The organism is Alcaligenes sp. SORT26 (genome assembly GCF_017377875.1).
Taxonomy (GTDB): domain Bacteria; phylum Pseudomonadota; class Gammaproteobacteria; order Burkholderiales; family Burkholderiaceae_B; genus Alcaligenes; species Alcaligenes parafaecalis.
The window spans coordinates 3,129,438-3,150,088 of record NZ_CP070975.1 but is presented as its reverse complement, the minus strand read 5'-3'; the positions used below and the strand labels follow the sequence as shown (position 1 = coordinate 3,150,088).

At 57.6% G+C, this 20,651-nt stretch carries 16 protein-coding genes; 9 read left to right on the top strand and 7 right to left on the bottom strand.

Going from position 1 to position 20,651, the window contains the following annotated elements; genetic code table 11:
* The first annotated feature begins 427 nt into the window (after positions 1-427).
* Entirely contained in the window at positions 428-2,554 is a 2,127-nt protein-coding gene (locus JYG33_RS14340; protein WP_207872837.1) for a TonB-dependent siderophore receptor, read from the top strand.
* A 186-nt stretch (positions 2,555-2,740) separates the two neighbouring features.
* Here the strand turns inward: JYG33_RS14340 and rpoN are convergent, their stop codons facing one another.
* The gene (rpoN, locus tag JYG33_RS14335) at positions 2,741-4,126 is read right to left on the bottom strand and encodes an RNA polymerase factor sigma-54 (RefSeq protein WP_207872836.1); all 1,386 of its coding nucleotides are present in this window, start codon (positions 4,124-4,126) and stop codon (positions 2,741-2,743) included.
* A gap of 16 nt (positions 4,127-4,142) precedes the next feature.
* Between rpoN and JYG33_RS14330 the strand changes: the two genes are divergently transcribed.
* From JYG33_RS14330 to leuA, 3 genes are all read left to right on the top strand, one after another.
* The gene (locus JYG33_RS14330; protein WP_207872835.1) at positions 4,143-4,697 is read left to right on the top strand and encodes a hypothetical protein; all 555 of its coding nucleotides are present in this window, start codon (positions 4,143-4,145) and stop codon (positions 4,695-4,697) included.
* Positions 4,698-4,736: 39 nt separating this feature from the next.
* Entirely contained in the window at positions 4,737-4,889 is a 153-nt protein-coding gene (locus tag JYG33_RS14325) for a hypothetical protein (RefSeq protein ID WP_153228734.1), read from the top strand.
* 138 nt (positions 4,890-5,027) lie between these two features.
* The gene (gene leuA / locus JYG33_RS14320) at positions 5,028-6,722 is read left to right on the top strand and encodes a 2-isopropylmalate synthase (RefSeq protein WP_207875872.1); all 1,695 of its coding nucleotides are present in this window, start codon (positions 5,028-5,030) and stop codon (positions 6,720-6,722) included.
* 238 nt (positions 6,723-6,960) lie between these two features.
* Here the strand turns inward: leuA and JYG33_RS14315 are convergent, their stop codons facing one another.
* The 3 genes from JYG33_RS14315 to JYG33_RS14305 form a co-directional block, all read right to left on the bottom strand.
* Entirely contained in the window at positions 6,961-7,725 is a 765-nt protein-coding gene (locus JYG33_RS14315) for a YwqG family protein (RefSeq protein WP_207872834.1), read from the bottom strand.
* A 215-nt stretch (positions 7,726-7,940) separates the two neighbouring features.
* Entirely contained in the window at positions 7,941-8,261 is a 321-nt protein-coding gene (locus JYG33_RS14310) for a hypothetical protein (protein ID WP_207872833.1), read from the bottom strand.
* A gap of 86 nt (positions 8,262-8,347) precedes the next feature.
* Positions 8,348-8,695, bottom strand: coding sequence for a DUF1840 domain-containing protein (locus JYG33_RS14305; RefSeq protein ID WP_207872832.1), 348 nt, complete (start codon positions 8,693-8,695; stop codon positions 8,348-8,350).
* A 97-nt stretch (positions 8,696-8,792) separates the two neighbouring features.
* Between JYG33_RS14305 and JYG33_RS14300 the strand changes: the two genes are divergently transcribed.
* From JYG33_RS14300 to JYG33_RS14285, 4 genes are all read left to right on the top strand, one after another.
* Positions 8,793-12,482 carry a DUF2235 domain-containing protein gene (locus JYG33_RS14300; protein WP_207872831.1) on the top strand — a complete coding sequence of 1,230 codons (3,690 nt, stop codon included), beginning with the start codon at positions 8,793-8,795 and terminating at the stop codon, positions 12,480-12,482.
* Positions 12,483-12,612: 130 nt separating this feature from the next.
* Entirely contained in the window at positions 12,613-14,298 is a 1,686-nt protein-coding gene (gene argS, locus JYG33_RS14295) for an arginine--tRNA ligase (RefSeq protein ID WP_207872830.1), read from the top strand.
* A 14-nt stretch (positions 14,299-14,312) separates the two neighbouring features.
* Entirely contained in the window at positions 14,313-15,062 is a 750-nt protein-coding gene (locus JYG33_RS14290; RefSeq protein ID WP_207872829.1) for an SPOR domain-containing protein, read from the top strand.
* A gap of 89 nt (positions 15,063-15,151) precedes the next feature.
* Complete coding sequence (locus tag JYG33_RS14285) at positions 15,152-15,793, top strand: thiol:disulfide interchange protein DsbA/DsbL (protein ID WP_207872828.1); 642 nt, start codon at positions 15,152-15,154, stop codon at positions 15,791-15,793.
* A 133-nt stretch (positions 15,794-15,926) separates the two neighbouring features.
* On the opposite strand, the gene JYG33_RS14280 is transcribed toward JYG33_RS14285, so the two are convergent.
* Positions 15,927-17,126, bottom strand: coding sequence for an MFS transporter (locus JYG33_RS14280; protein ID WP_243430351.1), 1,200 nt, complete (start codon positions 17,124-17,126; stop codon positions 15,927-15,929).
* Positions 17,127-17,233: 107 nt separating this feature from the next.
* On the opposite strand from JYG33_RS14280, the gene JYG33_RS14275 reads away from it, so the two are divergent.
* On the top strand, positions 17,234-18,142 hold the full coding sequence (locus JYG33_RS14275; RefSeq protein WP_207872826.1) for a LysR family transcriptional regulator: 909 nt from the start codon (positions 17,234-17,236) through the stop codon (positions 18,140-18,142).
* Positions 18,143-18,159: 17 nt separating this feature from the next.
* On the opposite strand, the gene metC is transcribed toward JYG33_RS14275, so the two are convergent.
* Both metC and JYG33_RS14265 read right to left on the bottom strand, forming a co-directional pair.
* Positions 18,160-19,356, bottom strand: a complete 1,197-nt coding sequence (gene metC / locus JYG33_RS14270; RefSeq protein ID WP_207872825.1) for a cystathionine beta-lyase — start codon at positions 19,354-19,356, stop codon at positions 18,160-18,162.
* A gap of 122 nt (positions 19,357-19,478) precedes the next feature.
* Positions 19,479-20,555, bottom strand: a complete 1,077-nt coding sequence (locus tag JYG33_RS14265) for an MBL fold metallo-hydrolase (protein WP_207872824.1) — start codon at positions 20,553-20,555, stop codon at positions 19,479-19,481.
* Positions 20,556-20,651 lie beyond the last annotated feature (96 nt).

Genomic DNA, 20,651 nt, shown 5'->3' with positions numbered 1-20,651 from the left:
GGCAACTGCGGAAGGGGACTTCTGTAGCTGCCTGCCTCCCGCCCCAGCAGTCGCAACACACCTCAAGCCTGTTCAGGCTACAAATAAAACAATTTCTTGATCCGCTCCCTTATTTGCCGGGAGCCATCACCGCTCCTTTGCCTCCCCTTGCCAAGCAAACATCACGTGGTTTGCCAAAACCGCTCTATGGGATGCACTCCCACCGACTTGTCAGACGTGCCCCGATTTTGCTCAAAAATCCCCCTGAAGCCCTGATTTCTACCCGATTTCAAGGAGAAATCGCACGAACCACCTCCTTATACCCCTAAGTTTTTTAGGGTCGTTTTTATATCACAAAGGCGCCTAACTGCTTGAACCACCTACAAGCAAATGCTACAAATGAAACATTAATGAGAATCATTTTTATTTCCATTTAAATTACAGACTCATGCGCATTTCTTATCTTGTTGGCCTGAGCCTGCTCAGTGCAGGCAGCAGTTGGGCACAATCTTCCGATGCTCCCCCAGTTACGTCTTTGTCCACCATTGAAGTCAAAGCCAGCGAATACATTGATTTGCCGCCTGCGTACGAGGGCAATCATGTCGCCACTGGCGGGAATCTGGGTTTGCTGGGCAACCGGGATGTCATGAACACTCCGTTCAGCACCATCAACTACACCAGTGATTACATCGAAGATCTGCAAGGTCAGGAACTGCGCATTCTGATCAGCAAGAACGACCCTTCTGTACAAACGCCGGGTGCGGGTGGAACAGGCGGCAAAGACACCATGTACATACGGGGCTTCCGTGCCGGTGACGTGTCTCTAAATGGTTTGCAAGGTTTGACCAGTGGCCGCCGAGTGATGGCCATCGCAGAGCGTTTAGAAATTCTCAAAGGCCCATCGGCTGTGTTGAATGGCATGAATGCCAGCAACGATGTAGGCGGCTCCATCAATCTGGTGTCCAAACGCGCCACGGATGATCCCATTACCAACGTCACCATGTCCTACATCCAGCCCTCCCAATTCGGGACGCATCTGGATCTGGGCCGTCGCTTTGGGGAATCCAATGAGCTGGGCCTGCGCTTGAATGGCGTGTTCAAGGACGGCGAGGGCGTGGTGGACCATCGGACCAACCGCGACAAGCTGATCTCCTTAGGGGCCGACTACCGCCTGGGTTCGGTCAAGTTGTCCGCCGATCTGTACCACCTGGAAGAATACATTTCCGGCCTGAACCGGGGTGTGCGGCTGGCTAAAGGCCTGGACAAGAACCCGCTACCCACACCGCCCAAGGGCAATGTCTTGCTGGGTGTACCGTGGGCCGCTGGCCTCACGCGAGAAACCACGGCGCTGGTACGTGCCGACTGGGCGGCCAACGACAAGCTGGCTGTCTACGGCTCTGCCGGTTACAGCAAATCCGAAATGAGCAACTACAACACCAAGGGCAGCACTTTGCTGAACGAGGCAGGTGACCTGAAACTGGCCGCCACCCGGCGCAACAATACGGGCTATAACCTGGCCGCTAATAGCGGTCTGTTCTACAACTTTGATACCGGCTCCGTGCACCACACCATCAGCGCCGGGGTGGACTGGAACCGCAAGAGCTCGCGTAGCGACAACACCTCCATCAAGGGCTGGTCCGAAACCATCAATATCTACGACCCGGACTACCCGGCGCGCCCTTATGTCCCGATGAACGGGCTAAGTGCGCCTAACGTCAGCTATTTATATAGTGCAGCCCTGGCCGACACGCTGTCCTTTGCGGGCGGCAAGTATCAGCTCACTTTGGGCCTGCGCCAGCAATGGGTCAGCACCAGGGATAAAAGTGGCAAGAGCGATAACTACAGCAAGAATGCCCTGACACCCACCATTGCTGGTGTCTGGCAGTTGCGGGACGATTGGATGCTGTACGCCAACTACGCCGAAGGCCTGACCCAGGGCATGATTGTGGGCGACGACTACGCCAATGAAGGCCAGATCTTCGCACCACAAAAAACACGTCAATACGAAATCGGGATGAAGTACGACAGCGGGGATTACGCCCTGACGGCAGCCCTGTTCGATATCACCCAACCCAATAGCTATGAAAGCAATGAGCGCTTTAATGGCAAACCCAATTTGAGCTATGACGGCCGCCAGCGCAACCGGGGTGTGGAAGTGCAGGTATTTGGGCAGATCGCTGAAAACTGGCGTCTGACAGGCGGTATCGCCTACCTGGACCCCAAGATTCGCAAAGCCAGCAACCCGGATACGGAAGGACGCAATGCGGTGGGCCTGTCCCGCTGGGTCGCCAAGGCCGGGATTGAGTGGGATACGCCTTTTGTTCAAGGCCTGACCCTGAATGCCAATCTGCACACTCAATCCAAGCAATATGCAGACGCCAGCAATAGTTACTACATGCCAGGCGTGACCACGTACGACCTGGGTATGCGCTACAAGACCCGCTTTGCCGGTAAGGAAGTGACCTTGCGCGCCAGCCTGGAAAACGTGGGCAATAAAGCCTACTGGGTGGTGCCCTTGAGCAATGGCCAAGGCTCGCCGCGCACCTTCCTGGCCTCGGCCACCATGAAATTCTAAGTAGACCAGCGATACCTCTGTCATCCAGCTCTCCGTCTGGCTGGCAGGGTCTAACTCCGCTTTTGCAGGGCCTGTTCATGCGTGTATGCAGGCCCTGTTTTTTTTATTGTTTTAAAGCTCTTGCCAGCCAAGACGGTGAGCCGCCGGGCCCACCAAGCATCTTTGAGCTGCTATGACATGTAGTTCCTAAACCCCGGCTGCCGCCCGCATCTTGCGTTGTGATGCAGGTGCCAAGCCTTCCGCTTCCCGGTATTTAGCGACTGTACGGCGCGCCAAGGTCAGGCCCTGAGCTTGCAAAAGATCGGTAATCTGCTGATCCGACAAGGGCTTGGTGGGCGACTCATCACGAATCATCTGGGTAATCTGCGCCCGCACCGAAGCGGCGGACATATCGGCCTTGCCATCGGAGCTAGCCAAGGCCACGGTAAAGAACTGTTTAAGCTCCATCACGCCATGCGGCGTCTGCATGTATTTCTGCCGTGTCGCGCGAGAAATCGTGGATTCATGCAGGTCCAGCTCCGCAGCCAGATCGGCCAGTTGCATCGGTTTCAGGGCCGACACACCTTGCGTGAAGAAATCCTGCTGCATCTGCACAATGGCCTGGGCCACCCGCAAAATCGTCACAAAGCGACTATTCACACTACGCAATAAGCCCGTGGCTTTTTGACGCTCGGCCAGCAAGGCGGGGTGCGTTTCAATTTCATAATCGTGCAGGTTCACCAACTGCAAGCGCGGTACCGCCAAAGGATTCAGGGCAGCCTGCCAACGATCCTTGCCACGAGTCAGCAGGACATCCGGCACCACATAGGCCGAGACATTCTGCGTCCAGGCACGTCCCGGCTTCGGGTCCAGTTTCAAGACCAGATGATGAGCCCGCTCCACCAAGTCAGCCGAATACTGGCCCGCGCTGCGTTGGCGCAACTGGCTGGGCGAGGCCAGAATGCTGACATGTTCACGCACCAGATAACGGGCGCAGTCCAGCAAGGACGGCTCCAACTGTTCGGCCTGCTGCTGCAACTGCAAGCTCAGGCATTCAGACAGATCCCGTGCGCCCACCCCTGCGGGCTCCAGAGACTGCACCTGCGCCAGCGCACAGCGCAAATCACTTTCATCAACATCCAGTTCCTCGGGCAGGCAGGCCAGGACCTCATCCAGAGACACGGGCAGGTAGCCGTTATCGTCCAGCTCATCGATCAATAATTGCGCCAAGGCCCGGTCACGGTCGCTCAAACGCAACAGTCCCAACTGCTCGCTTAAATAAGCGGCCAGGTCCTGGGCAATGGCTGATTCGGGGGTCCAGTCCGGGTCGTCCGAGTCACCCTGATGCTTGGGAAACTCCAGGCTCGCCCACGAGGATTCCGCCTCGCCCGAAGCGGCTTCGGGCAATGGCTCGGCGGCGACATCCGTCTGCACGTCCAGACGTTCCAGCAAAGGGTTATCCAGCAAAGCCTGAGCCAATTCCTGCTCCAGCTCGGCCCCCGATAGCTGCAACACTTTAATAGACTGTTGCAATTGCGGCGTCAAAACCAGCGTTTGCTGCTGGCGTAAATCTAGTGACTGACGCGTAAGCATAGGTACAATCGTTTCCATGAAAACTGACAACGCCCAGACACCCACCGCCAACGATAGTCAGGCTCTTCGCAGCACGCTGTTCAAGCTGTGCGCCACGGCCACTATTATCTGCACCGTAGTCACTATCGTGGTAGCCATTATCTGGTGGGACCTGCTCAACCGTCTCATCAGCTTTGGGCGTGGCCTGGATTACTCCGGCCTGCAGGCCTTGAGCATTCAAAACCTGGCACTGATCAAGCAATACAACCCGTTTTTCTGGTGGACGGTAGTGGGCGTCATAACCCTCATTATTGCCTATCTTTTGCATGGCTTCGTACAAGCGATCATGCGACGCAACCAGCAACGCATTATCGACGAGACAACCGTGGCCCAACTGGCCCGATCGCTCAGTCGTCCAGCCCGTGAAGTGATTTTATGGTCCTGGCCTGACCAGCGCAGTCCTTTGACTGTGGGCGATTTACAACGAGCCTATGGCGAATTGCGTGCGGGCCGCTTTGGCAAAATGGAACTGGCCGAGCAGCAAAGCCGCCTGTTACAAGCCGACTACGAACGCCACGAGCCACAGACCTAAGGCTTGCCTTCCTGTTTTTTTTATGTTTGACTAACGGTCATGACTCACGCACGCCAATCCTCCTACGCCTGCCAAGGTTTCAGCCCAGCCGCTGAAGCAGCCTTGTCGCGTTCCGTGCGTGAAGGCCGTTCTTCGGCCCCTGCCTCCAGCCTATCCCAACTGCTACTACTAGCGTCCGGTTGCCGGGCCTAGTGTCCTGTGGCAGTTCGGCAGCCAATACTCAGCCACATCTACGTCATTTGTGCCGCCACCGGCCTACGTAAATGCTGCAATCGCTGGTGACGGCAAGAAGTAATCAACACTTTTTGTCCGACAGGTATCCCCATGGCAATGCTGAAAAACCCCTCTCAAAAGTATCGTCCTTTTGTCGCCTTTGATCGCGACTTCGCTGAACGCACCTGGCCTTCCAAGCGCATCACCAAAGCGCCCATCTGGATGAGCACAGACTTGCGTGACGGCAACCAGTCCCTGATCGAGCCCATGAACGTGGCTCGCAAACTGCGCTTTTTCGAGCAACTCGTCAAAATCGGTTTCAAGGAAATCGAGGTCGGTTTCCCTTCCGCATCGCAGACCGACTTCGATTTCGTTCGCAAGCTGATTGAAGAAAACCGTATCCCTGAAGACGTCACCATCATCGTCCTGACGCAATCGCGTGAAGACTTGATCAAGCGCACGGCCGAAGCCGCTGCGGGTGCCAAGCGCGCCATCATTCACTTGTACAACGCATGTGCACCGGCCTTTCGCAAGATCGTCTTTAACTTGAGCAAAGACGAGATCAAGGAAATTGCCCTGACCGGTACTCGCCTGATCAAAAGCGAAGTGGCCAAGTACCCGCAAACCCAATGGGGCTACGAGTACTCGCCCGAAGTGTTCAGCACCACCGAGCCTGAGTTTGCTCTGGACGTGTGTAATGCTGTGGTGAAAGCCTGGGCACCTGCCGCCGACGAGCGCGTCATCCTGAACTTGCCCGCGACCATTGAGGCCACCACGCCCAATATGTACGCCGACCAGATCGAATGGATGCACAACAATCTGGACCAGCGCAGCAACGTGACCTTGAGCGTGCACCCGCACAACGACCGTGGCACTGCTGTAGCTGCCGCTGAACTGGCCGTGATGGCTGGTGCAGACCGTATCGAAGGCTGCTTGTTCGGTAGCGGCGAGCGCACCGGTAACGTCTGCCTGGTGACCTTGGCCTTGAACTTGTACACCCAGGGCGTGAACCCTGAGCTGGACTTCTCGGACATTGACGAAGTGCGTCGCACTGCCGAGTACTGCAACCAGTTGCCCGTTCACCCACGCCACCCTTACGCAGGCGATCTGGTCTTTACCGCCTTCTCCGGCTCCCATCAGGACGCCATCAAAAAAGGCTTGTCCCAGCAAAAAGCGGACGAGCTCTGGGAAGTGCCTTACTTGCCTATCGACCCGGCCGATCTGGGCCGCAGCTACGATGCAGTTATCCGCGTCAACAGCCAGTCGGGCAAGGGCGGGGTTTCCTACTTGCTGGAACAAGAGCACGGTCTGGTCTTGCCACGCCGCATGCAAATCGAATTCAGCCGCGCCATTCAACGCGTGACCGACTCTTCCGGCAAGGAAGTGACGCCTGCCGACGTTTACGGTATTTTCGAGTCCGAATACCTGAACTGCAAAAAGCACTACAAGCTGCTCAAGCACAACATCATCAGCCAGCCTCACGCCGACAGCGGCCAACAATTCACGATAGAAGTGGATGTGGAGCACGACGGCCAGATTCGCACCTTGAAGGGTTCGGGCGAAGGCGCGATCTCTGCCTTTGTGAATGCCTTGGATCTGTCCATCAAGATCATGGACTACAACGAGCACGCCATTGGTTCCGGTGCCGAAACCCGCGCCGCTGCTTACGTGGAAATGCGTATCGGTGACAGCCCCTCGGGCTTTGGTGTGGGCATCCACGCCGACATCGTGACTTCCTCCTTCCTGGCGATCTTGAGCGCGGTTAACCGCCACACTATCGCCCAGCAAGAAGCTGAAACCACAACGGCTTAATACCGTCTTCATACCGCGACTTGGGTGGTGATCCCACCCAAGCGCCCGCCCGGCTCACACTAGCCGCGCCTGACCCGCTTTCGCAGCCCGACTTATCGTCGCTCTGCCCGCAACCCGCCCACAAGGCGGGTTTTTCGTGGATGCAGCACGGCGGCTCGTCTCAATAACGGGCAAACCCAGCAAAGAAATGAAACCGGCATCGACATAGGCACGAACATCCACCTTGGCTTGATTGCCCTTAACCGCAATCTACTTGAATACGACTGAAGTCTTTGGCACGCAACTTATCGTCTTCAATAAAGGCCATGAGACGAGCGCCATCCTGCCAGCACCAATGCAGTTTTTCGTGCGACTGCACGGTCAGCAAGGAGCGCCAGCGAGACTGGCTCGGATGCTCCGCCTGATTGGGCGTAGGGTCGTAGGCCAGACTGTCCCAGGAAGGGCGGCCCAACAGGTAGTCGCCAGGCAGATCACCGTTTTCTTCCAGTTCGTCGAACCAATCGTAGAGTTCCTCAAACGGGACTGGCCAATCCTGACGCAGTTCCTCATGACGCGGAATGTCGATACAGTTCTCAAACTGCAGCGCCCAGCTACGCGTGCTCCAGCGGTGAGGCGCCTGGATTTCCTGAAGATCGCTGATATCTGGCCAGTAGTAAGCCTTGAGATAGTCCTCATCACGCCAGAAAATGGCGTCATCTTCATCGAAACCGTAGAACAGCGACAGTAGACCGCTGCTTGGCAAATCGGCTGGGCGATCCGGCCCCTCCGGCAACTCCGCGAAGTTGATCTGGCCTACAAACAGATAGTGACCATCCGGATGCTCGGGCCAGGTAAAACCGGGAGGCACCATGGGCTGACCACCAAAACGGCTTTGCAAGGGCTGGCCCTTGTCTTTACCCAAATGGATAGCCACCGCTGGCTGCGCCAAATCCAGGAAATACTGTTTATGCGCTTGCAGCAATGGCGAGGCATCAAGGTGTTTTTCTAGCGTTTTGAGGTCCATATTGCTTCGGGTAACAAGGTTGCAGACTATGCCGGTTCAGACCACGTCTGAATCTGCTGAATTGTAATAAGCCCGTGAGGGCTGAGCCTATGCATTGTGTAACTGGGTTCAAATCTGAACCAGGCTGGGTCGACAGCTCCGCAGGCCCATCAGTATTCAAAAAGACATAAAAAAACCGGCTCCAAAGAGCCGGTTTTCTCTTGCCGTGAGCCTGATCAGTACGTGACCGCCAGGCCCGGCAAGTCCACGGTGACCTGCATGGAACCCACCGCTTGCAAGCAATGGCGCGCGAACTCCTGGGCGCGCTCGTCGTCTTGCGACAGCAGCGTATAACCCAGGGCATCGGCCACGCCCATAATCTTGTCCAGCAACAGCACTTTGCCGCTGGCCCGCAAAGGCTCACAGCCCAGCTCTTGCCAGGTATTGTCGAACCAGTCGCGCGATTGCTTGCCGCTATTGGGATCGATGGTTTGTATTGGAGTGACCAGCTCTAGGTGCTGGCGAGGACTAAAGATCACAAGCACCATAGCGCTCATAGACGATCTCCGAAAAAAAATAGATCAACTTTGGAGCTTAAGCAAAGAAGGCCTGCCAAATTGTCGGCAGGCCGACATTGTCGAAACTACCAGGAGCTGTCAGCCGGTTCCCACATGACCGGGACACCGGTGTTATTGGCCTGACGCAACATATCCAGCAAGGGATAGGAGCGTTGGCTGAAACTGACCGCTTGCGACATCGGATGCTCTTTTTCCTGATCCTCATCTTCGTGCGGCGTTTTCTTGTTTTCGCGATCTTGCCCTGCGGCCCGTTCGATATTGCCAATAGCTTCGGACAACTGATCGGGCGTGAAGACGCCACGCTCGGGCAAACCATCTGGATAAGAGCGCCCTGCGGCCCGGAGAATAGGCATGGCATGTTCGGCGAACATCAGAACATCGGCGGCGGCTTTGCTTTTAAAGACGACTAGCATACGGTTTCTCCTTATGGATCTTTGTGTTTCCTACTCAACTTTCAGGATACACACCCCTGCAAGATAGCAGGATTTTCCCCGTCTTGGAGAGTCCTTCATGCTTGCCGCGCTTCTGCCATGCTTAATCCTGCTTCTAAGCTGCTGCTTCCCCAACCTGGTCTGGTCACAAAGCACACTGGAATGCCCCTTGCCCCCGTCCTCGACCCAATGCGCCCCTGCTGCCGCCTTGGGCGGACAGGCCGAGCCTGCGCCAGATATGGGTTTGCTCAATCCTGTCGATTTGCTGAGCGGGCAAAAATACCAAAGCGACACGGATCTGCCGCTTAGCCAAGCCTGGCCTTTGCTGCAATTGCAGCGTCATTGGAATGGCCAAGGACGCAATCCCACCCCCACACTGGGGCATACCGGCTGGGCCTTGAACTACGACCTGCAACTGCGTCAGCAAGGCCATGCCTTGTTCATGCCTGATGGGCGACAAACTCGTTTATACCCCCCGGCACAAACACAGCAGGCAGGCTGGTTTTGGCAGGGGTCGAATGGTTTGATTCTGCGTTTTGACGAGCAGGGCTGGCTAATTCATGTTCGTGTTTCTGCCCAGCAGTGGCTGGATATAGAGCGCTTTCTAGGCACGCATTCGCAGGCGTATGCGGTTAAAACTGTGCGTAATCATTTGGGCCAAGCGCTGGTGTTTGATTGGCAAAGCCAAACGCAGGGACAGGGGTCGGGACAAGAACAAGGGCAAAACCAAGCTCAAGTTCAGGCTCTGAGACAGGTTCAGTCCCAAACCAAGACCAGGCCCCTAGCCACTATCACAACAGCGATGAGGGCAGCGGAAACGGCAGCAGCAACAGAAGAAGAAGCGACGGCGACAGCCACAGCCATCAATATAGAAACCCCAGCCGGGCCGTTTCGGCTGCATCTGGAACAGCACGGCCAGCAAATCTGGCTGGCCAGCGTCAGCCGTCCGGACGGCATGCGCCGCCTTTATCATCCAGCCCCTACCCCTTGGGCGCATCGTTTAGTTGGCAGCAGCCTGCAAGCACCAGGCCAAGCGGCTCAACGGATACAGGAATGGGAGTACGACGCCCAGGGGCGAGTCAGCCGTTTGCGCTCTCAGGCCTTCAATCAGGATTGGAGCGCACGTTATGAGCCGGGCCTCAGTGAATGGTCTCTAGGCAAGGAACGGCACCGCTTCCATTACCGCGATTACCAGGGACAGAGTCGCCTGCAAAAACTCGACAGCCATCTATGTGAACGCTGTCCGGTTCACAGCACAGAATGGCAGTATGACCCGCAAGGACGCTGGCTACAGGCTGGTCCTTGGCGGGCACAGCGGCGTGCCAATGGCTCGCTGTCACAGCTACAACAAGCACAAGGCGGCTGGGGACCACTGACACTGGAACTGGATGCACACGGACGCCTGCAAGCTTGGGCCAGCGAACAGCACGGCAGCGAAACACGTTCCTGGAACCCGGCAGGCAAGCTGGCACGCATCGATTATGCCGAGCAAGGCTCACTCCAGATTCAATACGATCAACAAGGACGTTTGAGCCGCATTGAACATCAGCAAGGCCATGAAACGGAGCGCAGCGAACTGGACTGGCTCGGACCCGGAGCGCTGCGTATCCGTCACCCTCATGAAACGCAATGGCTAAAACTGCGAGCGGGTTTGTTGCAAGAACGTCGTCTGGAACGTAGCCATAGTCCCGAACAAAGCTGGACCGAGCGCTTCGAGTATGACGAACAGCAAAGATTGACGCAGTACACGCTGCCAGAAGGAGGGCAGCTACGTTACCGCTGGGATACGAAGGGACACTTGCAGTCTCTGGACTGGATCAGTCAAGACGGACACTCCCAAACAGTGATTCAAGCCCAGGAAGTGGGTTATGTCTGGGGGAACGGTTTGCAACTGATGACTCATGCGGATCACACAGGCCAGCTTGTCGATTTGATGCTCTTGCATGCCGATGGCACTCCGGCCTGGACGCAAGCCCGCCGTCTGGATGAGCAAGGCAAGGTGCTGGAGGACCTGCATGAGTACCCGCTTCTGCACCACACGCGTCACTCACGACTGAACTACGACACGCAAAACCGGCTGACGGCCTTTCATCAGGGAGATACAAAACCGGCACAGTGGCTGGCTTGGGAGCAAAGCGGCGCACTTGCCGCGCGCTACCCCGAGCCAGCGGCACCCATTCAGCGCACACCCACGGGGATAGCGACAGCAGTCGGTGCATTCAACCTGGAATATGGTCCCAACCGTCGACTGCGACGCGTTCTGGCAGCCGATACCACGGTAGCCGAGTACCGCCACGACGCCTTCGGCCAACGTATCTGGCGTCAGCAAGATCAACAAGAACGGGCCTTCTTCTTTCACGGCCAGCAATTGATGGCCGAGCTGGATTTACCCGCAGCATCCGGCCAACTGGTGTCCCGACGGTATCTCTATGCCGGACTGACTCCGGTGGGCATGATTGTGTATCAGCCTGACGGGCAAGGGCAGTTGTACTACGTGCATAGTGATTTGATGGGAGCGGTTCGGCTGATCAGCAATCAATCGGCTCAAGCAGTCTGGGCCGCCGACCTGAACCCCTTGGGACAGGCTGACATACTGCTGGAAACACTGGAGTTCAATCTGCGCCTGCCGGGACAGTATGCAGAGTCCGCTACGGGCTGGCATGACAACCTGTTGCGTACGTATCTACCTAGCCACGGGCAGTATCTGGAAGCCGACCCTCTGGGTCCTTGGCCCCAAACTCAGGCAGTAGGCTATGCCCGGCAACAGCCCTTGCGCCATATTGATCCCACCGGCTTACTCTTGTTTGCCTTTGATGGCACGCGACAGGCTCCCATCACCAATAGCAATGTCTGGAAACTGTCGCAGTTGTATCAAGATGGGGCAGTCCACTACAGCGATGGCCCCGGCAATCCAATGACCACCGACTGGGATGCACTGACGGCCTGGCGAGCGGGCCGCATTCTGGAATCCCAATGGAATAACTTCCTGAATCGCATGCAAGAACAAGGCCCAGTCCCTACGGCTGTACCTGTGGATCTATTGGGTTTTTCGCGGGGAGCAGCGCTGGCACGGGACTTTTCCAATCGTATTCTGGACCATACCCAGCAAGGCTGGTTTGTCCTGAATGACCCACAGCGTGGTGCCATCCGAGCCTGCATCACCCCTCGCTTTTTAGGCTTGTTTGATACGGTGGCTCAGTTTGGGCTGGGGGGCTGGGGCAACGCTCAATACAGGCTGGGTGTCTCGGAAGCGTGGAACTGGGTGGCCCATGCCGTGGCGATGCATGAACACCGTATCCTCTTTCCCCTAAGCGGCTTGGCACAAGCCATGAACACGGTAGAAATGCCTTTTATTGGTGCTCACAGCCAGATCGGTGGTGGTGTCTTGCCCGATGAAAACGGCGACATCAGCGATCTGGATAAAGTGGCCCTGGCCTGGATGCATTGGCAGGCCACGGCCGCCGGGCTGACGCTGGCCGAACTGGGCCAGACTGATCTGAGCATCAGGCATCCCATCTTGCTGGATATGCGCATGCCCGGGCTACGTTTGAGCACGCAAGGAGTACGCCGCGTTGACTACCACGGCCAGGGTCAGGACCTGCTGTATCAGGACTCCCATCCTGCCCTGGGACGGGAGGTACGCAACACCCTGGAAACGCTGATCACGCGCTTCAATGACTGGCGCCTGCGCGGCGACAATCAGGTGGGCTGGGTAGACATGGACGCTTACGATGCGTGGTTACAGAACCACCTGGGATGGGAACGCTAGGCTTCTTGAAAAGAATTTGGCGTCAAATCACGCTATCATGTGGGGCTATCCGGCGGGCCAATGTCGCGCCTTCCATCTGATGCGGGGACAACCCGCTTCAGTTGTCTTTCTACCAATCCAGACCTTTCCTATGCTTGCTGAGCAACAATCTCAATTAATCGCCTGCCTTCAGGCTGCCGTCCGCGCTATTTTGCCCGAGGCTGAACCCAACATCACGCTGGAGCGCCCCAAAGTGGCTGCGCACGGTGATGCTGCGTGCAATATTGCCATGCAATTGGCCAAACCAGCCGGTCGCAACCCGCGCGAGCTGGCTCAGCAAATCGTTGATACCCTCCTGGCCGATCCGAACGCCGCCGCTTTGCTGGCAGGCGCGGAAATTGCAGGCCCGGGCTTTATCAACTTCCGTCTGTCCACCGCCACGCACCAGGCCGTTCTGAAGACGATTGCCGAGCAGGGCGAGAACTTTGGCCACGTTGCTCCGACTCAGGAAAAACTGATGGTGGAGTTCGTGTCGGCCAACCCGACCGGTCCCTTGCATGTGGGCCACGCCCGCCAAGCGGCGCTGGGTGACTCCCTGTGCCGCGTGTTCAGTTCCCAAGGCTACGACGTTACCCGCGAGTTCTACTACAACGACGCCGGTAACCAGATCGACAACCTGACCACCAGCGTTCATGCCCGTGCACGTGGCATCGAACCCGATAGCGAGCAGTTCCCCGCCGACGGCTACAAGGGCGACTACATTCTGGACATTGCCCGCGACTATCAAGCCGGAGCAACGGTTCAGGCCGCCGACGGTCAGTCCGTGACCGCCAGTGGTGATCTGGACAATCTGGAAGACATCCGCCGCTTTGCCGTGGCCTACCTGCGCCGCGAGCAGGATCTGGACTTGCAGGCTTTCGGCCTGAAGTTCGACAACTTCTACCTGGAAAGCTCGCTGTACACCTCCGGCAAGGTTGAAAAAACCGTGCAGGCCCTGATCGACGCCGGTCACACCTACGAGCTGGACGGCGCACTGTGGCTGCGCACTACCGAACTGGGCACAGGCGACGACAAAGACCGCGTGATGCGCAAATCCGAAGGCGGCTACACCTACTTCGTGCCGGACGTGGCCTACCACGTGGCCAAGTGGGAGCGCGGTTTCCACCACGCCATCAACATTCAGGGCTCTGATCACCACGGCACCATTGCCCGCGTACGCGCTGGCCTGCAAGGTCTGGGTCTGGGTATTCCCAAGGAATTCCCGGCCTACATCCTGCACAAGATGGTCAAAGTCATGCGCAATGGCCAGGAAGTGAAAATCTCCAAGCGCGCAGGCAGCTACGTCACCTTGCGCGACCTGATCGAATGGGTAGGCCAGGACGCTGTGCGCTTTTTCCTGATTCAGCGCCGTGCCGACTCCGAATTCGTATTCGATATCGACCTGGCTCTGTCCAAGAGCGAAGAGAACCCGGTTTACTACATCCAGTACGCTCACGCCCGCATTAACTCCGTGGTGAACCAGTCGGCCGAGCTGCTGGACCAGGTGCCTCAGGCCGACATCTCGCCCTTGACCGCCCCCACTGAAATCGCCCTGATGCAGCGTCTGTCCGAATACCCCGATGTGCTGGCCCAGTCCGCTCGCGAGCTGGCTCCCCACCACATTGCCTTCTGGCTGCGCGACTGCGCCTCGGACTTCCATTCCTGGTACAACGCCGAGCGCGTGTCGGTAGACGACACCGCCTTGCGTCTGGCCCGTCTGCGTCTGGCTCAGGCCTGCGCCCAGGTCATCCGCAATGGTCTGAGCCTGTTGGGTGTATCCGCACCCGACCGCATGTAAATCCATAGGCAGATATGGCAAGAGCACGTAAAAAATCCAGTAGTTCCGGCGGTACTTATACCGGCATTCTGATTGGCCTGATTCTGGGCCTGGGCGCGGCAGTAGCCGTTGCCCTGTTTGTCACCAAAGTGCCCATGCCCTTTGTGGACAAGGCCAGCCGGGACAAGCCCACCGTTGACTTGCCCGAAGGGCGGGATTTGCTGGACCCGAACCGGGACCTGTATGGCAGTTCGGCGGGGCAGACTCCGCCCCCCGCCATCGACGCCATTCCCGGCCTGACCTTGCCTCCTGCCAATTTGCCCAGTATTCCCAAGCCTGCTGCTCCTGATGCCCTGGGTGACCTGATTGCCACCTTGCCATCGATGGGCACAGAAACGGCACGCCTGCCAGAGACGCGAAATACGGCTCCAGCAGCGCCGGCCGTTACGACTCCTGCCAGCCCGCCTGCTGCCCCAAGCACTCAGGCACCGGCCGCCAGCAAACCGGCCACACCGGCTCCTGCCGCGCCCCCGGCTGCTGCAAAGCCAGCCACGTCCACCCCCTACTACCTGCAAGCAGGTGCGTTCCGCAACAATGCGGATGCAGAAGCCATGAAGGCACGCTTGCTGATGTTGGGCTTTGACGCATCGGTGCAAAGCGCTCAGGTCAACGGCAGTACCGTAAACCGGGTGCGCATGGGCCCTTTCAAGGGCATAGACGAAATGAACCGGGCTCGCAGCCGTCTGGCCGAGGAAAAAATTGATACATCGGTGGTACGGCCCTAAGCAATTTGTGCCAAAGGCAGCCCGAAGGTGAACTTTTCCGCCATTGCACAGGTCATAGACCTCATCTTCCCCCTTAAGGAAATTGATTCATGAAGCTGAACGCATTGTTTGTACGATCCCTGGTCGGTGCCAGTCTGTTGGCTGGGGCGACTTTGTTGCCCGCCACCAGCGCGCTGGCTCAACAAGCCGACCAAGGCTACGTCACCCTGCCTGCGGCTCAGCCCTCGGACAGCGTCGGTAAAACCGAAGTGCTGGAGTTCTTCTCCTATAGCTGCCCACACTGCGCCATTCTGGAACCCAAGGTCGAAGCCTGGGCCAAGAGCCTGCCCGACAATGTCGTGCTGCGCCGTGTGCCGGTCGCCTTCAATGCCGGTATGACCGACCTGCAAAAGCTGTACTACACCCTGGAAGCCATGGACCGTCTGGACCTGCATCCCAAGGTGTTTGAAGCGATTCACCAAAAACGCGAACGCATTTTTGATGCCAAGACCATCACGGCCTGGGCAGCCCAGCAAGGCGTAGACAAGGCCCGCTTCGAGCAGACCTTCAACTCTTTTGGCGTACAGACCAAAGCCAACAAGGCCAACGAACTGTCCAATACCTACCAGATCCAGGGCACTCCTAGCCTGGCCGTGGGTGGCAAGTTCGTGACTTCGCCTGCCTTGGCCAATGGCTACGACGAAAGCATCACCAAGGCTCAAGAACTGGTGAAAATGGTCACCAATCGCTAATTAGCGGTCTGGCTGAGCTATACAGCCAAGGGCCCTCAAGACTGGATTCATTCCGGTTTTGAGGGCCCTTGTCGTTTCCGGGCTTGTTGTTTGTTTCTGCTTGGCAATGACTGCCATTCGGTCTGGCAAACCATCAAAAACGAAGGTTCCTGCATCTAGCGCGTAATCGCCGCCACCCCATAGCCAGAACACCGCTCAACAGCGCCAAGACCACCGCCGTCAAGACAGCAGTCAGCAAACCACTGTGGGCAATCATCGCCCCACCCAACATCGCACCCAGCCCCGTGCCCGCATTGGCCGCCGCCACATTCAAGGTGCCCGCCAAGGCTTCAGCCTGCGGGGCCGTCTGCATGACGCGTACCTGACACACAGGAAACAGGGCGGTATACGCCAGTCCCCACAGTGCCAGGGCAGGTATCCAGATAAACAGCGACGAAGCGCCCAGCACCGCAATGCTCATGGCGATACCCAACAAAACAGCAAATAAGGCGGTGCTACGCAAAGCATTGCGATCCACCAGTCGACCGCCCCAATAATTGCCCACCAAACCCACCGCACCAAAGCCCATCAGACACCAGCCCACCCAGGCCGCAGGCACTTGCATGACGCGCTCCAAGACATCCGCCAAATAGGTATAGGCCGTGAACATGGCGCTAAAGACCAAAACCGACAACGCTACGTGTGCCATGACTCGGCCATCACGCAGCAAACGAGCTTGCTGCGACAGACTTACCCGCGCGGTCCCCGGCACAGCAGGCATCCATAGCGCCAAAGACACGGCCATCAATAAAGACAAAGCCGCCAGCATCCAAAATGCCCCGCGCCAGCCCATCGTATCGGCAGCCAAGGTTCCCAAAGGAATCCCGAACAGCAGGGCGGCCGAAATGCCCAGGTAGACCTGTGACACCGCCCGGCCCGCTGCCTGCGGTCCTGCCAGACGCCCGGCTGTTTCACTGGCCATGCCCCAGAACACGGGCAAAGCCAGTGCAGGCAGGAATCTTGCCAAGGCCAACACCCAGATATTGGGAGCCAGGGCGGCCAAGGTATTGGCCCCGGCAAACAACAACAAGATAGTGATGAACAAGGGCTTGCGATTCACATGCGCCAGCATGGCGGTCAGCGGTGGCCCAAACAGCATCACGGTAAAAGCAAACAAGGTCAGCAACTGACCGGCTAAAGAGATGGATATGCCCAAGTCCCGCGACAGAGCGGGCAAGAGGCCCACAATCAAATACTCGGTAGTGACAATGACAAAAGCGGCGGCTGCCAAAATCGCTGCCGCGAAGACGCTGCCAGCATGCGCAGGCCGGTTCGAGTGAGCCAGGGTAGACATCATGAACTTCCAGAAATCTAGAAAGCCCAAGTCTATTCAAGCAAACCAATCTTATCTCTGGTAAATTTTCAGCTTATTAGAGAAATAAATTCCCCAATAGGCCAACTATGATCCCCTCAGAACGCCTGAAAGGCATTGCTGCCTTTGTCGCTAGCGTTGATGCAGGCAGTTTTACCGCCGCTGGTGTGGTGCTGAACCTGAGTGGGTCCGCCATCAGTAAAAGCGTGGCGCGTCTGGAAGATCGTCTGGGCGCACGATTATTGGAACGCAGCACGCGACGGCTGGCCCTGACCGATGCCGGTACCGCCTTCTATCACAGTTGTGTACGGGTCTTGTCAGAGCTTGAACAGGCAGAGCAGTCCCTGGCCTCGCGCCACGAGGCACCACTGGGCAAGTTGCGTATCGACGCGCCCGCTACCTTCGGACGCCTGAAGGTTTGGCCTTTACTGCTGCAACTACGCCAGCAATACCCTTTGCTGGATATGCATTTGTCTTTATCAGACCGCTTTGTAGATGTCGTCGAAGAAGGAATAGATCTGGCCGTGCGCATCGGCGGTCCCGCACCGGACTCGCCCAATCTGGGTTATCAGCACCTGGGGCGCGAACGCCTGATTTTTTGTGCCTCTCCCGCCTACCTGAGCCATGCTGGGGCACCCGCCACACTGGCCGATCTGGAGGAGCACAATAAGGTGCTGTATGGCCGCGCAGACGGCAGCACCAGCCCCTGGAGCATCCTGCACGACAATGGCCTGAGCGAATTGCAGGAGCAAAGAGGGGGGCTGATTGTGGGGAATGCCGAAGCCCAGATCACCGCCGTCCTGGCGCAAGGCGGTATCGCCCAGCTTGCCACCTGGCTGGTGCAGGAACATCTGGATAAAGGCGAGCTGATAGCACTGCTGCCGCAGCTTGATACCGAGGGTTTGCCGCTTAGTCTGATCTGGCCGGTAGGCCGACAACTGCTGCCCAAAGTCAGTGCTACCCTGGCTCATTTAGGCCAGGGTTTGCACATTGCCTGAAGCAGCAATAGCGGGGCTTAAACGCGCGCCGCTTTCTCGAAGGCCTGCGTCAGGTCAGCACATAAATCCTGCGTTGATTCCAGACCGATATGCAGGCGCACCAGGCTATCCTGGCTTTCTTTCCAATAGCTGTGGCCGCTTAAAAATGCGGTATCCACCAACTGCACCAGGCTCTCAAAGCCGCCCCAGGAAAAGCCGATGCCAAAAAGCGTCAGGGCATCTACAAACACACGCGCCTGGGCATTGCTCATCCTTAGCTGCACCGACAACATGCCGTTCGAGCCTGTGCAGTCGCGCTGCCACAGCGCATGGCCGGGATCTTGAGGCCAGGCCGGATGATAAATACGGGTAACTTCAGGACGACTATCCAGAAACTGGCAGACCTTCAAGGCATTGGCTGCACTTTCGCGCATACGGATAGGCAAGGTACGCACACCGCGCAAGGCCAGCCAGGCATCGTCCGCACTGATGGAAAAGCCCAGAGCATAGTGGTTGTCGTGCAAGCGCTTGTTGATGGCCGGGTCTGCCGACATCACGGCACCCAGCATCAAGTCGGAATGGCCCGCCACGTACTTGGTGCCCGCCACAATGGACACATCAAAACCCAGCTCCAGCGGGCGGTAGATATAGCCCGAGCCCCAGGTATTGTCCGTAACCAGCAGCAAATCATGCTTGCGGCCAAACTCGGCCAAGGCAGGCATGTCCAGCATCTGCATCAGCAAAGAACTGGGCGATTCCACATACACCATGCGGGTGTTGTCTTGCAGATGACGGGACATTTCCTCGGGGGTGGGCGCACAAAACGTGGCCTGTATGCCCATGCGACGCAGCACGGTTTTTTCCAGATAGCGCACCGGGCCGTAAGCACTGTCGGCAATCAGCACGTGATCGCCAGAATCCAGCAAGGCCAACAGGCCCAGGGTGATCGCGGCCATGCCCGACGGTGCCAGCAAGGCCTGGGTGGCAGACTCCAACTGACAGAACACCTGCTCCAGCGCCGCATGGGTATCCATGCCGGAGCGCCCATAGGTCACCGACCGTTTTTCAGGATCGGCCTTATCCGCCTGTGCCCGGTCCAAAGCATCCAGATTGCGAAAGCGCACCGTGCTGGTGCGCATGATGGGCACAGCCACCGGTGCCGCATCCGTATGCGGGTCAAATGGTGCCAGACCAGTGTGTTGCAGGGCGGTATCCAGGGCGAGATCAGAGCTCATAGTGTCGGCAGGCGGTAGCAAGAAAAGCTCTACGCTACCACAGGCCATGATGCTCAGTCGTCTAAGTCCTTTTCGCTATATTGCGCCCCCTTATTAAGAGGGCGGCACAAGCGGTTCAGCGCTTAAATCCGCTGGAAGCGGTACACGCCATCCTCGCCCATTTCACGGCGCAGACGATCATCAAAGAACAAGGCGTGCAGGTGAGCAATCGCCTCACCCATGGCAAAGGTCATCTGATGGGAGTCCAGCTTGCGGTGAAACAGCACGGGCAGAATATCCGCAGCAGTACAGGGCTGGGCGCAGGCTTCCAGGACTTCTTCCAGACGATCGGCGTGGTGCTCCTGCTGCTGACGGATACGTTCATGCATGCCACGGAAAGGCTTGCCGTGCGAAGGCAGCACCAGGGTGTCCGGGGCCAGATCCTGATAGGACAGCAGGGAGTTCAGGTACAAGGGCAGCGGATTAGCGAAAGGCTCGGTATCGAACACGCTGATATTGGTGGAGATACGCGGCAAGAGCATGTCACCGGAGATCAGCACTTTCAGCTCTTCGCAGTACAGGGACATATGCTCGGGAGCATGGCCGTAACCCACAATCAAGCGCCAGGGGCGACCGGCAATCACCACGCGCTGACCATCCATCAAACGCACAAAACGCTCGGGCACCGAAGGCACCATCGAAGGATAGTAATCGCCCCGGCTGCGAATCTGCTCGCGAGCTTTTTCATCCTGCAAACCGTGACGAACAAAGTGCGCTTCAGCCGCGACACCGTTGGGACCACCTGCTTCTGCACCTGTCTGACGTCCACCTGCACCGGACCACAGCTTGGCGGTTGCGTAATCGGTCATGCTGATCCACAGCGGCGCATCCCAGCGCTGGCACAACCAGTCCGCCAAGCCAACATGATCCGGGTGCATGTGCGTGACGATCACACGCAGCACCGGCAAACCGTCCAGCTCATTCTGAAAAACCTGTTCCCACAGCTCGCGCACTTCGGGGCGAGCGACACCACAGTCCACAATCGTCCAGCCATCGCGCCCATCGATTTGGTCGCGCAATAGCCACAAATTGATGTGATCCAGCGCAAAGGGCAAAGGCATGCGCAGCCAGCGCACCCCCGGCGCGACTTCCAGGCTGCCGCCCGCTGGGGGCAGGGTATCTGCCCAGGGATAATTCAATTTTTGTTCGTTAGGATTCATGCTCGCTCCAAAGAATGGCTCTTGTCGGGCGTAAGGGCAGACCATACTAAAAGGCCCTAGTTCGCACCCCGGCTCTATGGCATGATAGTTTACGTT

What these genes read in the sequence shown, in the direction of transcription:
- JYG33_RS14285 (WP_207872828.1), top strand. Translation starts at nt 15,152, where the DNA reads ATGAAGCTGAACGCATTGTTTGTACGATCCCTGGTCGGTGCCAGTCTG.
- JYG33_RS14300 (WP_207872831.1), top strand. Translation starts at nt 8,793, where the DNA reads ATGCTTGCCGCGCTTCTGCCATGCTTAATCCTGCTTCTAAGCTGCTGC.
- JYG33_RS14340 (WP_207872837.1), top strand. Translation starts at nt 428, where the DNA reads ATGCGCATTTCTTATCTTGTTGGCCTGAGCCTGCTCAGTGCAGGCAGC.
- JYG33_RS14330 (WP_207872835.1), top strand. Translation starts at nt 4,143, where the DNA reads ATGAAAACTGACAACGCCCAGACACCCACCGCCAACGATAGTCAGGCT.
- JYG33_RS14275 (WP_207872826.1), top strand. Translation starts at nt 17,234, where the DNA reads ATGATCCCCTCAGAACGCCTGAAAGGCATTGCTGCCTTTGTCGCTAGC.
- JYG33_RS14310 (WP_207872833.1), bottom strand. Translation starts at nt 8,261, where the DNA reads ATGAGCGCTATGGTGCTTGTGATCTTTAGTCCTCGCCAGCACCTAGAG.
- leuA (WP_207875872.1), top strand. Translation starts at nt 5,028, where the DNA reads ATGCTGAAAAACCCCTCTCAAAAGTATCGTCCTTTTGTCGCCTTTGAT.
- JYG33_RS14325 (WP_153228734.1), top strand. Translation starts at nt 4,737, where the DNA reads ATGACTCACGCACGCCAATCCTCCTACGCCTGCCAAGGTTTCAGCCCA.
- JYG33_RS14290 (WP_207872829.1), top strand. Translation starts at nt 14,313, where the DNA reads ATGGCAAGAGCACGTAAAAAATCCAGTAGTTCCGGCGGTACTTATACC.
- JYG33_RS14305 (WP_207872832.1), bottom strand. Translation starts at nt 8,695, where the DNA reads ATGCTAGTCGTCTTTAAAAGCAAAGCCGCCGCCGATGTTCTGATGTTC.
- argS (WP_207872830.1), top strand. Translation starts at nt 12,613, where the DNA reads ATGCTTGCTGAGCAACAATCTCAATTAATCGCCTGCCTTCAGGCTGCC.
- JYG33_RS14280 (WP_243430351.1), bottom strand. Translation starts at nt 17,126, where the DNA reads ATGTCTACCCTGGCTCACTCGAACCGGCCTGCGCATGCTGGCAGCGTC.
- metC (WP_207872825.1), bottom strand. Translation starts at nt 19,356, where the DNA reads ATGAGCTCTGATCTCGCCCTGGATACCGCCCTGCAACACACTGGTCTG.
- JYG33_RS14315 (WP_207872834.1), bottom strand. Translation starts at nt 7,725, where the DNA reads ATGGACCTCAAAACGCTAGAAAAACACCTTGATGCCTCGCCATTGCTG.
- JYG33_RS14265 (WP_207872824.1), bottom strand. Translation starts at nt 20,555, where the DNA reads ATGAATCCTAACGAACAAAAATTGAATTATCCCTGGGCAGATACCCTG.
- rpoN (WP_207872836.1), bottom strand. Translation starts at nt 4,126, where the DNA reads ATGCTTACGCGTCAGTCACTAGATTTACGCCAGCAGCAAACGCTGGTT.